The sequence below is a fragment of the Providencia sp. PROV268 genome (assembly GCF_028477805.1).
GTDB lineage: Bacteria > Pseudomonadota > Gammaproteobacteria > Enterobacterales > Enterobacteriaceae > Providencia > Providencia stuartii.
This window is the reverse complement of sequence record NZ_JAMPLW010000002.1, coordinates 249,947-266,780: the sequence shown is the minus strand read 5'-3', so window position 1 is coordinate 266,780 and position 16,834 is coordinate 249,947. Positions and strand designations below refer to the sequence as shown.

Genomic DNA, 16,834 nt, shown 5'->3' with positions numbered 1-16,834 from the left:
AATAATTTATAATGATAAATTTGATCGGTGTCTAATTTATGAGGTGTAAAATGACTTTTTCTATCGTCGCTCGTTGTGCAAAAACGGGGGAAATTGGAGCAATAACCGCAACAGGTGGTCCCGCAGTAGGGGCATTAGTTCTCCATGGGGCAAGTTATCATGGTGCGATTGCCACACAAGCCATGACCAACCCCATGGCAGGTATAACCGGAGTTGAATTCCTTCGAGAGGCTATGCCAGCTAAAACCTGTTTAGATGTTTTGCTTAAAAAAGATGCCGCCCCCACATTAAGGCAATTGATCATTATTGATAAACAAGGCACCAGTGCGCATTGGACAGGACAGGCATGTTTACCTTGGTGTGGTGGCTTATCTGAAACCAATTTAGCAATTGCAGGTAATATGCTCGCAGGAGAGCATGTTTTACACGCGCTATACGATACCTATCATAAATACTCAGAGTTAGCGCTAGCAAATAGGCTATTAATGGCAATGAAAGCGGGTGAAAAAGCGGGAGGTGATTATCGAGGAATTCGTTCAGCGGCACTCAAAATATGGCACCATCGCCAATATGCAGATATTGATATTCGCGCTGATTGGTCACAACAACCTTTATCTGACTTAAACGTTATTCTGCATCAAATATGCTCAAGCGACTACGCCGATTTCTTCGCACAAATTCCCACTGGAAATGAATAATCAGCTTCACTTAACAGCAATCACGTAATTCAACTTAGGAAATTAATACTCATTATATGAAATTATCTCTAAAATAGCCGTCAAACCTTTGACAGAATGTAACAAAATGAAACATTTTAGGCGACAATTAACTATTTCAAATAGAACAAATTAGTAAACACATTTACTCTTTTTACGTCATAATTCGAAATATAAATAAAATAACCTTCTTAAAATGACGATGTTTTCATAGGTTTAAGCTCTCAATTTTCAAAAAATTTACGTGAATACCAATAGTGTAAATCAGCATTTCCAATAAAAATAAACATAACAATAGTTATAAACTATCAAAAATCACTGTTTATTAGGTATAAACATTTTTACACCTACAGCAGACTCGTTATAGTAGCGCCCAAATAGAGGCGATGAGTAGAAAACTAAATAATGGAAGAAAACAAACTCAGTACACTATCGGGTTACTTTTTACGCAAGGCAAGAAAGGAGAAGAAAATCACGGGCAAAGAATTAGCCAAATTAATGGGGATCAGCCAGCAACAAATTTCTCGCTATGAAAACGGGATAACGCCACTCACAATTGATTTACTGTATAAATTTCTATTGATCTTGGAGATTGATGGCGCAAGTTTTATACAAAAAATTTTCCACGAATACGCGAACGGTAGCAATAATAAAGAGCCTGCTCCCGCCACACCACCATCACTCAGCCAATATATCAGACACTTTATTAAAGATAAAAATAGCGCAACACGCGATGAAATACGTTATTCCAATCACAATAGAAAAAATTTAGAGACCTATTCCGTCCAGCTCAAGCCACTCAATGGCGCCAAAATAAAGAGAGTTAATTCTAAAAAGGAATAAATCGCCCTATAATAAATTACACTCCAATAATAGAGGTTTATACTAAATAAGCACTTCTACCTAAGTGAATTAATTGTCATTTCCCACTGGGTTCGCCAAACTTTTAATCCATGATTTTTCTGGCATGATGATAATAAGCACAAACTATGTATGCCAATTGGTTAAAAAATAGATAACTCAAACTATTGCCTAAATAAAAAACCTGATTTATTGTAAGGATTACTTATTTAGATAACACTTTAACCAGCTTAGTCGTATATTTTACTTTTACCACTATGTGTGACTAAAAAAATAAACAAATTTAGGATTATTATTAGTAACAGTCGTTATTGAAAGGGTTAAACTGGATAAGAATTCGTCTTTGACTATTTTATCAACAGACACAAAGATAAACATATCTTCATGTTTTTTAATGATAAATCAGAGGTAAAATATATTCCTAATAGGCGTTTCAATAACAAAATATATTTTTTCAACTTTATTTTAAAATAGTGTAAACCTAAAAATACGCCACGAATTTTCCTGTTACTGAAAAACTTGAGAATTTAGTTCAAAAAAACGACAATATAAAAAACACAAACATTTAGATATTTAATTAAATGTTTTTAAACTAATACGTATTTTATCTATTTAACCTTTCAAGAGTAAAAAGAAGGATAACCACCAACCCTCATAAAATCGGATATTTCATTCTCCTACCCTTATTAACCACACAATATAGCATTGTTTAACACTTGGCTCATTATAGTATTTTTGCTAATTACTCACTCTACGAAACAAATATCCACCGCATCTAAGTTGATTAAAAAATCACTGTACACATTATCTGACATTTCACTTTATTTTCTGCCCTCTTAAAAAGATTGAATTTTATTAAAATAGCTCGCAAACCCCTTACAGGCTTGATTATTTCTGATTATGAATATTCACATTTCTCTTACTTTTGTTAACAAATATTAACCATAGTTAACAACATCATGAAATATGATAATATGATTATCTTAAATTGTAATTATTTACTATATAAAAACTAAGGTTATTATTGAGGTTATAGATGAAAATCTCGAGAAGAAAACTACTTTTAGGGGTCGGTGCTGCGGGTGTTCTCGCAGGTGGTGCTGCGGTTGTTCCAATGATCCGCAGAGAAGGTCGGTTTGAGTCCACCAAATCTCGTGTTCCTGCTGTAGCAGGCACAGAAGGTGCATTACCAAAATCCGCTGATGCCGTTATTATCGGTGCAGGCCTTCAAGGTATTATGACTGCAATTAATCTCACCGAAAGGGGGATGAACGTTGTTATTTGTGAAAAAGGCGTTGTAGGCGGCGAACAATCAGGCCGTGCTTATAGCCAAATTATTAGCTACAAAACTTCCCCAGAAATTTTTCCATTACACCACTATGGAAAAATTTTATGGACTGGCATGAATGAAAAAATCGGTGCTGATACAAGTTACCGCATTCAAGGCCGTGTTGAAGTTCCTTCTAGCGAAAAAGATCTAGAACTCACCAGAGAGTGGATCAAAAAGACAGCAGAAAACCCAGGTTTTGATACACCTTTAAGAACTCGCATGATCGAAGGTGAAGAGCTGGCAAAACGCTTACCTAATGCACAAACTCCATGGAAAATCGGTGGATTTGAAGAAGACGCAGGTAGTCTCGACCCAGAAGTGGTTACACCAACCATGGCTAACTACGCCAAATCAATCGGGATCCGCATCTATACCAACTGTGCAGTAAGGGGCATAGAAACCGCTGGCGGTAAGATTTCCGACGTTGTGACCGAAAAAGGTTCCATCAAAACTTCTAACGTAGTGCTGACTGGTGGTATCTGGTCTCGCCTATTTATGGGTAACCTAGGCGTTGATGTTCCTACACTGAACGTTTACCTATCTCAACAGCGTATTACTGGCGTGCCTGGTGCACCGAGAGGTAACGTGCATCTACCAAACGGTATTCACTTCCGTGAACAAGCTGATGGTACTTATGCGGTAGCACCACGTATCTTTACCAGTTCTATCGTTAAAGATAGCTTCCTGCTAGGCCCTCGCTTTTTACACCTACTCGGAGGCGGAGAGCTGCCATTAGAATTCTCAATCGGTAAAGATCTCTTTAACTCCTTCACCATGGCAACCTCATGGAAGCTGGATGAGAAAACGCCATTTGAAGAGTTCCGTACCGCAACTAACACACCAAACAATGAGCACTTGGATGGCGTTCTAGAAAGACTTAGAAATGAATTCCCTGTGTTTAAAGACTCTAAAGTGGTTGAGCGTTGGGGCGGCACTGTTAGCCCAACTGACGATGAGATCCCAATCATTTCGAAAATCGAACAATACCCTGGCCTTGTTATCAACACCGCAACAGGTTGGGGTATGACAGAAAGTCCTGCATCTGGACAGTTGACTGCTGATCTATTGATGGATACTAAGCCTATCATCGATCCACGTCCATACAGACTTTCTCGTTTTAGCGAGTAATATAAAACGCTTTTTACGCGGGATTTGGATGCACTCTTCACTTATGCTAATTAGGTGAAGAGTGATTGGAATGGCGCGTGAATGGTTTGTAGCTTTGCTACTGCGTTTGATATATAGCTCAATAAAATAGCCTCTATGCTAACAAGCAATAGAGGCTATTTTTTTATAAAAATAAAATGACTTCGTTTAGTAATACATCGCTATCAATTTATTATCGACAGATTTAATCTCAATAGGAGTATCAAAGATATCTTCGATGATATCGACCTTCATAATGTCATTAGGCGCCCCATGATAAACTAACTTCCCTGCTCGCATAGCGATAATATGGTCGGAGTAGACAGAGGCAAAATTGATATCGTGGATCACCAAAATAATCGTTTTGCCTAACTCGTCTGCCGCGCGACGCAGCAATTTCATCATAATGACCGCGTGCTTCATATCAAGGTTGTTGAGTGGTTCATCTAACAGCACATATTCAGTGTCTTGACATAAAACCATCGCCACATAGGCTCTTTGCCGTTGACCACCTGATAGCTCATCCAAATAACGATGACGCAAGTTAGATAAATTTAAGAATTCGAGTGACTCATCGATTTTCTTTTTGTCATCAAGGGTTAAACGCCCTTTTGTATAAGGATAGCGACCAAAACCAACTAACTCTTCAACGGTTAATCGACTTGCGAACTGGTTTTCTTGTCGCAACACTGACAAATAAGTCGCTAGCTTATCACTTGGCGTTTTTACAACATCTAGCTCATTAACCTTCACATGCCCAGAATCGGCCATTAATAAGCGCCCAATGATTGATAAAAGCGTCGACTTACCTGCTCCATTAGGCCCAATAATCGATGTAATACCACTATTTTTAATCGTTGTTGTGATGTTATCTAAGACCTTAGTATCCTGATAACTTTTCGATATCTGATTAATTTCAATCATACTAAAACCTTCTTAACACCATATAAATAAAGAATATGCCGCCGATAAACTCAATCACAACAGATAGCGTACCCGCCATGTTCAAGCCGTAATCAAGGATCAATTGCCCTCCAATAAGCGCAATCACTCCTAATAAGAAAGAGACGGGCAACAGATAACGGTGCTGACTACTACCACTAATAAAATAAGCAAGGTTCGCCACCATTAACCCTAAGAAAGTTAATGGCCCTACTAATGCTGTCGATACCGCCACTAATATCGATATCAGTAATAAAATCACCGTCACTTTATGGCGATAGTTAATTCCTAAATTGATCGCATTTGCCTGACCGAGAGCTAAAACATCGAAACAATAGCGCATACGCCACAGCAAAATACCAACGACTAGCGTAATTGCTAAAGTAAAGAAGATCAGCTCAGGGGTCGCTCGTGTAAAAGTCGCAAACATACGACTTTGTAGAATTGAGAATTCATTCGGATCCATCAACCGCTGTAGTAACGTCGCCGTACTTTTAAATAACGTACCAAGAATAATACCAACCATCAAAACGAGGTTGATATTCAACTTAGCTGAAACAAATAACCAGCGATAAAGTAATACGGAGAATAGAACGAGTAGCGATGACTCTAGCAAAAACTTCCCAATATTGAGCAACCAAGACGCAGGGAAGCTATCGGTATAAAACACAAAGATTGACTGTAATAAAATAAATAACGCCTCTAAACCCATAATAGAGGGCGTCAATATCTTATTATTGGCTATGGTCTGAAAAAGAACGGTCGAGACCCCAGAAGCAAAAGCGACCAGAATCATCGTCAGCACCATATAACCTCGGTGTGGCAAAATATAAGCAAGGTTATTGCCAAGATTGATAGTCATAAAAAGTGTAATAGCTATAACCGACAGCCCCAGTAATAGCCATATTCTTTGTAATGGTGTCATCCCTTTTTTGGGTAACACCACTGATGCATTAACTTTTTGCATAACGCTGCTGCTTCAACAGTAAAAAAAGGAAAATAATGGCGCCAATAACACCTAAAATCACACTTGCAGGTATTTCGAATGGATAACGGACTAAGCGACCGACAATATCACAGAGTAAAACTAACCCTCCGCCAGCAATACAGATCCATGGCAGCGTTTTACGAATATTGTCTCCCATAATTAAACTAATGAGATTCGGGATAATCAGTCCTAAGAATGGCAATGCCCCGACAACGACAACAACAACCCCGCTTATCAGTGCAATAATCGATAAACCAATTGTCATTACCTTACGGTAATTTAGCCCCACGTTGATGGCAAACTCACGCCCCATACCCGCAACCGTGAAACTATCCGCAATCCAACAAGCAAGTAATGTGAGTAAACCGACTAGCCATAAAAGCTCATAACGCCCCTGAATGATGCTAGAAAAATCCCCGCTCATCCAAGCACTTAATGACTGTAGCAGGTCAAATGAATACGCGGTAAAGATTGTCAGTGCGCTAATAACGGCTCCTAACATTATGCCGACCAGCGGCACAATCAGCGCTGATTTTAAGATAACCCTGCGCAACAGCATCATAAACAGCATTGTACCCAGCAATGCAAACCCGCTTGCCACTACCATTTTGGTCATAATATCGGCGGTAGGGAACAGTATCATCACAAATAATAAGCCCAAACTCGCTGACTGTGTTGTTCCCGCCAACGAGGGCTCAACAAAACGGTTTTGGGTTAGAAGTTGCATGATAAGCCCAGCAACACTCATAGCGCTGCCTGCTAGGATCAAGGAAATAGTTCGAGGAATACGACTGATAAAAAAGATGTCTTGCATCTCTGGATCGGTGAAAAGTGAAACGGGTGACACGTCACCCGCTCCAATAAACAAACTCATCACCGCTAATACCAATAAGGCGATAATTCCAAAAAAAAGATAAAGCGTTTTCATTGATTAGTTTGTTTGGTTTTTTTCTAATGCGTTATTAACATCATCCATTAACTGAGAATAAGTTTGAATGCCACCAGCGATGTAAACGGCAGACGGATCAAGATAAGTCACTTGTTGTTTATTCCATGCCGATGTTTTTCTTACTAACGCATTGTCTAAAACTTGGGCTGCTGGCTGAGCATCTGTGCGGCCAATTGCGCTATCACGGTCAATGACAAACAACCAATCTGGATTCAGTTTGACTAGCAATTCTGCGTTAACAATGTTGCCATGTCTGCCAGTATCTTCAGTGAAGACATAAGCAGGCTCAAAGCCCAGTTCATCAAAGATGAAGCCAAAACGTGAGCCTGGACCATAAGCAGAGATCTTACCGCCACTCACTAAGATCACCATCGCTTTACCTGCGGTTGGTGTTTTTTGTTTGATTTGAGCAATTTTTTCTTTGAAATCAGACACCAGCTTTTTAGCTTGTTCTTCCTTACCGAATAGCATACCTAATTCAGTTGTGCGTTCAGTTAAGCTATCAATAAAGCGTTTATTATCAATATCCATTGAGATAGTTGGCGCAACGGCACTGAGTTTGTCGTATGCGTCGCGAGCGCGGCTACCAGCTAAAATTAAGTCAGGTTGTGCATTGCTCAGCACTTCATAAGCAGGTTCAAATAGTGTGCCTGCGTTGATGTAATCCGGAGAGTTATACTTAGATAAAAATTCGGGTAATTGAACGTTTGTTTTTGGTAGGCCAGCGACTGGGGCGCCCAAGGCATCCATAATATCCAGTGTTTCCATACTCATAACAAACACTTTTTCAGGATGGCGAGGAACTTCTGTTTTACCTTGAGCGTGCTCGATAGTGATCGTTTGTTTCTCTGCCGGTGCAGAAGTTTCTGCCTTTTCTTTAGATTGATCACAACCAGCCAATACTAAGGCTGACACTAAGACGAGCCCTGAAGTTAGTGATTTTACAAACATCCAATTTCCTCCATCTATCTCTAAATAATGTGAGTTGTCGCTTTAAGCCCGATAAATCTACCCGATTTGGTAAACGCATCAATGCTCAGCGCGGCTAGCAGCTTCTAAAAAGAACCCATAGCGCTGCCACCGACTCCACCCATAGCACAAATAATAGCGCTATCTTACCTTGTACTTAGTACAAATGATATTAGTTTACATTTGCATTCAAAAGAAATGGTAGCAAACGCACAAATTCCTAAAATAGATCTTGCCCCCTAGCACGCAAAGGCTTTCATGCTATTGTGTTTGGTTTTACTATCATAAGATACGAAAGAAGAGAGGAACCTAAGAGAAACAGGCATATTGGGTAGTGCACTGATGCCACCACAGACACCACAGACACCACAGACACCACAGACACCACAGAAATAGCACCCAGCAAAGTCGTTAGCTAGAAAAGATAAAAATTATGTTACTCATTCGTTTAAAAGTGCATTTTCCCTAGCAGAAACAAACGCCAAATAGCAATAATCGCAAATAAACATTCAAACATTGTAAAATGTGTTATTGACAGTGCCTATTGCTGATTTTTTCAAACCCAAAACACGGAAATAGGTACCGCGCTATTATTAGACCGTGCAAAAGCCTACCGCCCTCACGTTATTCAATTGGTCAACTCGCTTCTCATTCAGTGTGCCACTACAATATATCTCCGCATTAATTTGTTTTTAGGATAACGCTTTCAAAAGGAATAAAAATGCCCGTAACCAACCCAGACGTTTTGAAGCTCCGTTTATTAGGTGAAATGTATGATGACAGCTATTTTCCTGATCATCTGGTGAAGCAGGGTGAGGCCATTCTTCTGCGATTGTGTGAGACACTGGAAAACAATCCACCGAACGGACTGGCGGAGTTGTATGTGCTGACACAGCAGTCAACGGAAGAATTTAACGATTTGCAAGATGCCTTTGAAGAGGCGGGCAGTGAGATTGAAACGGTTGCCCGTGATGCTATCGGCGAATCATTTTACCTGATTGCTCGGGCATACGGCTTTTTAGATGCAGATCCGGAGGAGCTGATTGCAACACGGGAGTGGTAATTAAATAACAATCATACCGTGGCCAACTAATATTGGTCACCGCATTAGGCTGTTCATAGAGCAGCCGCCCTGCTCCAGAGACTTTTCTTGGCTCTCGCCAAGTAAAAATGGCTAAATGAAAGTGAAGAAGCGATAAAACGCCACATGAGAGACTTGTAGTGTTTTACATAAAAGGGATTATAGGAATCTGATTTATATGAAATACATATATAATACAATAATTATCATTTATATGTTTTTCTTATGCATGATGATAACGGTTTTTTCTATATCCGATTATGAATGGATGATTGGGGAGAGTGAAATAACAAACTTATGTCAGTTACCCATGGGAGGAAGATATACACTAGAGCCAATGTTGGTTATTTTACCGTTGCTAGTGCCATTATTTATAATTAGAAATAAGAAAATACGCTATTTATGTATTTTGATTGCTGGCTTTTATATCTATTGGTCCTTTTTCCTGAGATTTAATCTCTGCATGCCATTTTAGGTACCGTTAAACATTGTATATACGATATGGGTACTGCCTGTTTACCCTCGCCATGACCATTATATTAAAAAATGAGTTAATTGACTAAAACAGCCCGCCGCTCCCAACCAAAGCTCATCAAAGCCATGCTCAGGCACAATCACCCAGTCACCCTGAAAATTCCTATTCCTTTGGGTTTGTTTTTAACATTTCTTTTTTAAATCCCAAAATATGGTTACGTCTTAAAAACACTCAATGCTTTATAAGATAATGGCGTATGAAAATACAAAAAATTCAACTCCGAAACAGAGATGCGTAAATGGAAAAGACGTAATCAAATTGTAAAAAGGAAAAAAGCTCAAAAAACATAATACTTCATCAAAGTGATAGCATCATCCTTTTTCTTCTCTCCATGAGCGGTTATTAAGCTATCACTTCTTAGTTTGTTAATTTTACTAAGCTTGAGTTTCTATCGATGGTGTAATCCAAAGGTGCTGTATCCGTTGATTGATTCTCTTATGTGATATATCGAAAATAACCACTATATTCGGTTCATTCTTTCATAAATAGCCATGTAAGATATGGTGTTAAATAACAAGTGCATTAGGAAATCACTATGACCAATTATCGTCATATACTGCTTTGTATCCTATCGGCTAGCCTATTTTCCCCAATCGGCCTTGCCAATACCCACACAGTCACAGTATTCCAGTGTGTGAATAAAAACCAAAAAAAGGTTAATATCAGCCTAGCAAATGGTCAGTACATTTATCAATTCGGCAAACTTAATCAAAAACCTGATATCACTATGGTAAGAAAGCCTGAACAATTAGCTGCACGTTATCTCACCCCTAAGGGAGATAGATTCAATGGAAAAATCTATGAGGTTGATTTTCGAAATGGCGACTATACCTATACCGTTTCCTCTTCCTATTTAGACTCAAAGCATATCGCTCATGTGGATGTATATCAAAAAGATAAATTACTTACTTCTATCTCTTGTTTGCCAAATACCATTGTTGATAACCTTCATGAACATATTTTCGATTTGCCAAGTGATGATTAAATAATGGCTCACACTATGCCAATAATAAAACACCTCGATCAACAAAGTTTTACAGAAGCGCTTTTTAATCCAGAACAACAAGGGCAGATAGCTATTATTTATTTTTCTGCCTCTTGGTGCCAGCCTTGTAAAAATATGCAACCGATCTTTGAGCAACTCCCTCTATATTTGGATAGCTCAGCCATTAATTTTGGCATCGTTGACATCGCTCAATCACCTACTCTAGCACCGATGTATGGTATTAAATCGGTGCCTTCAATCGCATTATTTAACGACTCACGTTTGGTTGCTATCGTGGCTGGGGAAGTCTCACTACAGCATGCCATAACAAAGATACGGTCTGCTCTCCCCATTGATTAATTACCTCCCCTAAGGCCCCACGATACATTAATGAAGTTCTGATTGAACATGCCGTAAACTACGTACCCACGGCTTATCACGTTGAATTGCCGAGGGTAAATTTTTCAATGCTCGTTTTGCAGAAGCTATATTAGAGAATTCACCATAAACCAATACATACCATTGGCGACCATGACGAACGGTTTCATACACTAAATAATTTGACAATTTATGGCGGCGCGCATGTTCATAGAGACCAGCTGGTGAACTGGCACTACCAATCTGCAATGTGTAATGCCGAGGGGATGCAGTGCGAGGATCGCCTCCTAAATTATACATAGGTTTCATGTCTGACGAAGGCTTCTTGGCTACTTCAACCGTTTTCTCCATTCCAGATGCCGCCTCCTCTTTAACCACGGTTTCCTTCAGTTCAATTCTAAAATGGAATATTCCATCCTTAGGCAAATTAGATAGCGTAGACGCCAACTGAGTTAGCTTTGTATCAACCCTTTTTTCAGAAATTTCAGAATTCAATGAATCAGCAACTTTCTCTTTAACGTTTGCTGATCCTTCTATTGATGGAGCCATTGGTACAGTTGCATGTTTGGCAAGCTCACCTTGTTGCTCAGGTGATAACGGGATAGCCGATGTAACTTGTTCTGTTTTTTCAGGGGAGTGATAAACAATACCAACCGGATTTATTTGTTCTACTGACACCTGATTATTTAAAATATGGCGTGAAAGTAATATCCATTTCTTTGATAAGCCATTCAGTGCGTCATCATAGATTTCAATACTGCTACGAATAACATGGCTTAAGCTAGGAATAGCTGCAATTTTTGTCTGAAATTGGTTCCTTTTTAACGATTGGATAGTAGGGTCAAATATGGGCACTGAAATGATAGCCTTTTGCAGTAATACAAGATCAATTTTCGATTCTGGCTTTGGCTCTAACTTAAAGGGATGCACTCCAATATGGTCATTTGCTATTTTAGGTAACTGCTGACACAGCTTTTGATCTGGCACTGTCATGAGCACACGAGACGATGACATTGCAGTTTCTTTTTGAATGTCAGAAAGAAAATCCTTTGCAATGTCATGCACTTCCCCTTCCGCCTGTAATGCTTTTTCTAACCACCATTGCGCGCAAGCGGTATTTTGTACGCCGCCATCACCAAAATAAAATAAAATCCCTAGATGAAGCTGCCCGAGGGGATATCCTCGTATAGCTGATTGATGGATATAATAACGGCCTTTAATTAAATCGACCGGAACGCCATCACCGTTAATTAATTGCACGCCCATATCATGAATAATTTCAACGGGTGTACGCTGTGCTTGTGCAACAGACTGACACACTACTGCTCCTGCAAAAACAGTAGATAGAATAGCGAATTTAGCGATACTACAATGATGCTGTGATATAAACATGAAATAATTCCAAATAGGTAATATAAAAATAAATGGAATGCACTTTGATAATAAAATTAAGTACTATCTTTCAAATCTAAGGCCGGTCTGGTAAATAAGGGGAATTTAAAACCAATTTATACCAAACACCATTTGTACGTTTCATTGTTAATACACCAAAAAATAATGCCAGTTAATCGCAGTGAGTAGACTCAATGGATTATTCCTCGTTAATTTAAATTTTTTAAGTCACCCATGGTTAAAAATCACTGTCTAAGCTTGAGTCAGTGTTAAATTAATAATGATCAGATCGCTCAATTTTGGTAAACACTGGCAGATATCATGTTCTAATTCATTATTCCTTTTTAATCCGTTACAGCGGGGAGACTGAACTCGTTCCTAGCCCGCATAAATAAGCATTTTACCATCATGGGAGTATCCACTTCGATTATATCCTTACTAATAACCTTCAACCCATACTGGAGCAGTATTTAATAAACACCGAGCTAGTTACCACTTTCTCTAGTCCATCCCACTCGATACTTTCATATCCTAGTCTACTATCTAAGGAAATACCAAATAATATCTATTATCGTAACCCTTGTTTATTTCCTACTTAATTACCCGCTATTTTAAAATATTCATAATGCCTTATGCGTAATACGCCTCATTTAAAATGGAAGGAAGATGTGTATATTTCTCATATCATAACCCTATAACATAAAATAATTTGTCAGCATTAAAACAGTCACTCCAATTTAATAATTATGCGTTTATTTAGCAAAATCGATTTTTCTAACCATTTAAATTCATCTTAAAAATTCTTATTTCTCGCCCCCGAAACTTAAATAAAATGAATACCCTTATGTTTATTAAGTAAAAATACCAATATTTGAAATATAATATAAAAACCCTAAGTAAACCCACTAATCGATGATGATTATGTGTGATTAAAAAACGCTGTGTTTTGACATATCAAACACAGCGAAGATTGTAATATTAACGAACTAATGTCTCTGATTGCGCTAACCACTCATATTGGCCAAAAACGTCGCGCCCCTTGAGCCAACGTTGCAACATATCCAACATTAACATCACACTGACATCTTGTTTGACCTTAGTACTGTGATTACTTGGCATATAACGTACACGCTGGGCATAGCTTTTTTCGGATGTATATAATGCTAATGATAGACAGCCATCGTTAGCGCCTCCAACCGCTAAACCAATATGTGCTTTTTCTTGTTTAGCGACCTCACTAGCATGGCCTATCAGTGCTAATAAACTCTGGTCTTCTTGTTGGTTTATCACTTTACAGCCATTGAGTGGGGCCGATACTGCATTTAAAGTCCAATTGAGTAAACCTGCGCTAAACTCTTCACAAATAGCAATCCTAAGCTGTTTTTCATTTAACTCACGGCATATCACGCTAGGTAAGCCTTCAATACCCTCAAAAACTACATTTTCACCAACACCTTCTTTGATCACTTGCCATTGCGCTAACATTTCCTCTTTCAATGTTGCAGGCCCTGTGAGTTTCAATTCAATAATAGGCATAGAGGAGCGGTATCCAAGTACACAGCCTTCCGGAAGAGCGAGTGAATCAAATTGCTTAGCTAAACTACTCTCACTTCGTCCAAAACTGGCTAAACGTAGGCATAACGGGGGTTCGTTCAATGGATATCGTTGGCGTAATCTTGGCAAAATTTGATCATGTACCATCACTTTAAACTCTGAAGGTACGCCAGGCGTAAAAAATAACCAACAACCATTGAGCTCCATGGCAAAACCACATGCCGTACCAATCGGGTTATCCACCAATTCGGCACCTTCCGGTAACAGCGCTTACTTACGATTCGTTTCTGGCATTACCCATTCTCTGGAAGCAAAATAGCGTTCCATAACCGTAATCCATTCAGCATGCTCAACTAAGGGCACCCCAGCAGCCGTTGCTGCCGCCAAAGTACTTAAATCATCACGAGTTGGTCCTAGTCCACCATTAACGATCAGAATATCTGCATGTTGACTTCGCGCTTGTAAAGTGTGTACTAGGTCGTTCAGATTATCACCAACTGTCGTTCGCCCACTCAGTGGGAAGCCTTCTTGAAAAAAGCAATCAGATAACCAAGCTGCGTTAGTATCAATAATTTGCCCATGCAGTACCTCATCTCCGGTACTTAACATCTCTACAATTAGCATCCATAAGCTCCAGTTTGCGAATGTTTAATGATTTTCCATTAAGCTACCCTATATTGGCATTCGCTAAAATAAATATTTGAGATAACTTCGTTAAATTTACTCATTCCTCTATTTTTCTTTGGTATGACTTTTTATTACTCACTCATAGAGGCGCTAACTAATTGCTATACAATGCATTTAATAGATGAATTTATCTAAAATTTTTGTATATTAACTAAGTGAAATTAAGGAATTTAACGTTGTTATTAAAAAAGGATATACTTATATGAATCCACCTAAAAGCCGCCTCACTCATTTACTCATTTGCATCGGAGCATTTGTCGCTTGGTTTTTTTCTTCATTCATTATACTGTTGATGCCTAATGCACTTTTGTTACTGCAATCCCAATATGCTATCCCCGCTATATCATTGCTATTACTGTTGCCTTGCGCCTTAGTTTGTTGGTTTTTTTACCAAAATAGCTTCAAACTTATGCCTATCGGTAAAACCAATTTAAATGAATTAAAACTCCCCATCTTGGCTATATTTGGCTTAATATTTCTCAATATGCTATTGGGAGCACAAGAAGAGTGGCTTGAAAGTATCAGTCACATGACTGGCTTTGCCTTTTTTCTCTATGTAATAACGATTATTATCGCAGCCCCGATTAGCGAAGAAATTATATTTAGAGGCTTTTTACTTAATGCGGGCATGTGGTATGGCACGGCTGGAAAATGGATAGCCATTATCGCTTCTTCATTTTTATTTGCTTCAATACACTCACAGTATCAATCTGTAAATACCCTTATTACTATCTTTATAATGGGCGCTATTTTATGCCATGTAAGGATCAGCACTCGCTCATTAATTGCACCAATATTACTCCACGCTTTAAATAACACGATTGCGACTATATTCATATTTGCAATGTCATTTTAGTAGTGGTAATTCGCCAGCGCTTCCGGTAAAGTTTGCCGCCTTTTCGGCGAGTAATTAAAGCATTGGGGGCAAAATGTTTATTGGTTTTGACTACGGAACATCAAACTGCGCGGTCGCAATTATGGATAAGGGAAAGCCTACACTGTTACCATTAGAAGGTGATAGTGCTTATATTCCGTCAACCCTTTGCGCGCCAACTCGAGAATCTGTTTCTGAACATTTATTCCGTCATCTTAATATATTACCGTCAGATGAAGTGGGCGAACAAATACTGAGGCGTTCCATCGCATATAACCGTGAAGAAGGGATTGAACTACTTCCTGAGGATATTGTTTTTGGCCAAGCAGCATTAGAGCTATACCTAAAAGATCCTCGCGATGTCTATTATGTCAAGTCACCAAAATCCTTTCTTGGTGCTTCAGGCCTTCACGAAGTGCAACTCAGTTTCTTTGAAGATTTAGTGTGCGCCATGATGGCGAATATTAAACAAAAAGCCGAACTGCATTTACAACACACAATTACTGATACTGTCATTGGCCGCCCAATTAACTTTCATGGCCGTGGTGGTGAATTAGCTAATCAGCAAGCTGAAGCTATTCTTATTAAAGCCGCAAAACGCGCTGGGTTTAAAAATATTGCCTTTCAATTTGAGCCAGTTGCCGCTGGGCTTGAATATGAAGCGGCTTTAACGCAAGACCAAACTATATTAGTTGTCGATATCGGTGGAGGCACAACCGACTGTTCACTGATCAATATGGGGCCAAGTTATCAAGGTAAAACCGACCGAACAGCAAGTCTATTAGCTCACACCGGTCAACGTATTGGAGGTAACGACCTTGATATTTATTTGGCTTTAAAACAATTAATGGACTCATTTGGTATGAGCAGCCAAACAGTATCTGGAATTAAAATGCCGATAAGCCAGTTTTGGAATCCTATCGCGATTAATAATGTGGAAGCACAAAAAGAATTTTATGCAAAACAGAATTTAACAGCGCTCAATCGATTACGCCAAGAGGCACAAGAGCCTGAAAAATTGCTGCGTCTTATTGAGGTTTATAATGAAACCCTTGGCTATCGCTTAGTGCGCCGCGCTGAAGAAGCGAAAATTGCTTTATCAGACAGTGAAAATTACTTGGCTCATATTGAATTAATGAATGAGACTCTCGAAATTAATATTCACCGTGACCAGATGGTAGAGGCTATCGAATCACCAAAAAGTAAAATGATAGAGCTGGTTAAAGAAGCCGTGACACAAGGTGGTGTGCAACCAAACGCGATATTTATGACAGGAGGCTCTGCCCAATCCCCCGTCCTATGTCAGGCCATAAAACAAGAATTACCCAATATTCCTATTGTCCGAGGCAATGATTTTGGCTCAGTCACCGCTGGCCTCACCCGTTGGGCTGAGATCTGCTTTAGATAATCGATACAAACGCCGTATGCCATACGGCGTTTTTTCTTT

14 protein-coding genes and 1 pseudogene are annotated in these 16,834 nt (G+C 39.1%); 9 read left to right on the top strand and 6 right to left on the bottom strand.

The window, feature by feature from the left end; genetic code table 11:
• Positions 1-50 precede the first annotated feature (50 nt).
• From PR699_RS03160 to PR699_RS03150, 3 genes are all read left to right on the top strand, one after another.
• A complete protein-coding gene (locus tag PR699_RS03160; protein ID WP_014657399.1) occupies positions 51-698 on the top strand; it encodes a DUF1028 domain-containing protein in 648 nt (215 codons plus the stop codon).
• A gap of 423 nt (positions 699-1,121) precedes the next feature.
• Entirely contained in the window at positions 1,122-1,559 is a 438-nt protein-coding gene (locus PR699_RS03155; RefSeq protein WP_004917394.1) for a helix-turn-helix transcriptional regulator, read from the top strand.
• Positions 1,560-2,613: 1,054 nt separating this feature from the next.
• A complete protein-coding gene (locus PR699_RS03150; protein WP_004917397.1) occupies positions 2,614-4,035 on the top strand; it encodes an FAD-binding oxidoreductase in 1,422 nt (473 codons plus the stop codon).
• Positions 4,036-4,221: 186 nt separating this feature from the next.
• Here PR699_RS03150 and PR699_RS03145 read toward each other — a convergent pair whose 3' ends face one another.
• The 4 genes from PR699_RS03145 to PR699_RS03130 are packed head-to-tail and all read right to left on the bottom strand — an operon-like array spanning position 4,222 to position 7,883.
• Complete coding sequence (locus PR699_RS03145) at positions 4,222-4,977, bottom strand: ABC transporter ATP-binding protein (protein WP_004917400.1); 756 nt, start codon at positions 4,975-4,977, stop codon at positions 4,222-4,224.
• 1 nt (position 4,978) lies between these two features.
• Positions 4,979-5,962, bottom strand: a complete 984-nt coding sequence (locus PR699_RS03140) for an iron chelate uptake ABC transporter family permease subunit (RefSeq protein WP_004917402.1) — start codon at positions 5,960-5,962, stop codon at positions 4,979-4,981.
• Positions 5,949-6,911, bottom strand: coding sequence for an ABC transporter permease (locus PR699_RS03135; protein ID WP_004917404.1), 963 nt, complete (start codon positions 6,909-6,911; stop codon positions 5,949-5,951). The genes PR699_RS03140 and PR699_RS03135 overlap by 14 nt, the downstream gene beginning before the upstream one ends.
• Before the next feature lie 3 nt (positions 6,912-6,914).
• Entirely contained in the window at positions 6,915-7,883 is a 969-nt protein-coding gene (locus tag PR699_RS03130; protein WP_004917406.1) for a siderophore ABC transporter substrate-binding protein, read from the bottom strand.
• 739 nt (positions 7,884-8,622) lie between these two features.
• On the opposite strand from PR699_RS03130, the gene PR699_RS03125 reads away from it, so the two are divergent.
• From PR699_RS03125 to PR699_RS03110, 4 genes are all read left to right on the top strand, one after another.
• Positions 8,623-8,964, top strand: a complete 342-nt coding sequence (locus tag PR699_RS03125) for a DUF5713 family protein (protein WP_014657397.1) — start codon at positions 8,623-8,625, stop codon at positions 8,962-8,964.
• A gap of 196 nt (positions 8,965-9,160) precedes the next feature.
• Positions 9,161-9,457: a DUF2645 family protein gene (locus tag PR699_RS03120; protein ID WP_014657396.1), complete on the top strand. Its 297-nt coding sequence runs from the start codon at positions 9,161-9,163 to the stop codon at positions 9,455-9,457.
• Positions 9,458-10,052: 595 nt separating this feature from the next.
• Entirely contained in the window at positions 10,053-10,502 is a 450-nt protein-coding gene (locus PR699_RS03115; protein ID WP_014657395.1) for a hypothetical protein, read from the top strand.
• A 15-nt stretch (positions 10,503-10,517) separates the two neighbouring features.
• Positions 10,518-10,862 carry a co-chaperone YbbN gene (locus PR699_RS03110; protein WP_223854657.1) on the top strand — a complete coding sequence of 115 codons (345 nt, stop codon included), beginning with the start codon at positions 10,518-10,520 and terminating at the stop codon, positions 10,860-10,862.
• A gap of 27 nt (positions 10,863-10,889) precedes the next feature.
• On the opposite strand, the gene PR699_RS03105 is transcribed toward PR699_RS03110, so the two are convergent.
• Entirely contained in the window at positions 10,890-12,272 is a 1,383-nt protein-coding gene (locus tag PR699_RS03105; protein WP_014657394.1) for an SPOR domain-containing protein, read from the bottom strand.
• A gap of 978 nt (positions 12,273-13,250) precedes the next feature.
• Positions 13,251-14,450: pseudogene (locus tag PR699_RS03100) on the bottom strand (nicotinamide mononucleotide deamidase-related protein YfaY).
• Between the two features lie 265 nt (positions 14,451-14,715).
• Between PR699_RS03100 and PR699_RS03095 the strand changes: the two are divergent.
• On the top strand, positions 14,716-15,369 hold the full coding sequence (locus PR699_RS03095; RefSeq protein ID WP_004917420.1) for a CPBP family intramembrane glutamic endopeptidase: 654 nt from the start codon (positions 14,716-14,718) through the stop codon (positions 15,367-15,369).
• Between the two features lie 73 nt (positions 15,370-15,442).
• Positions 15,443-16,795, top strand: a complete 1,353-nt coding sequence (gene yegD / locus PR699_RS03090) for a molecular chaperone (protein WP_004917421.1) — start codon at positions 15,443-15,445, stop codon at positions 16,793-16,795.
• Positions 16,796-16,834 lie beyond the last annotated feature (39 nt).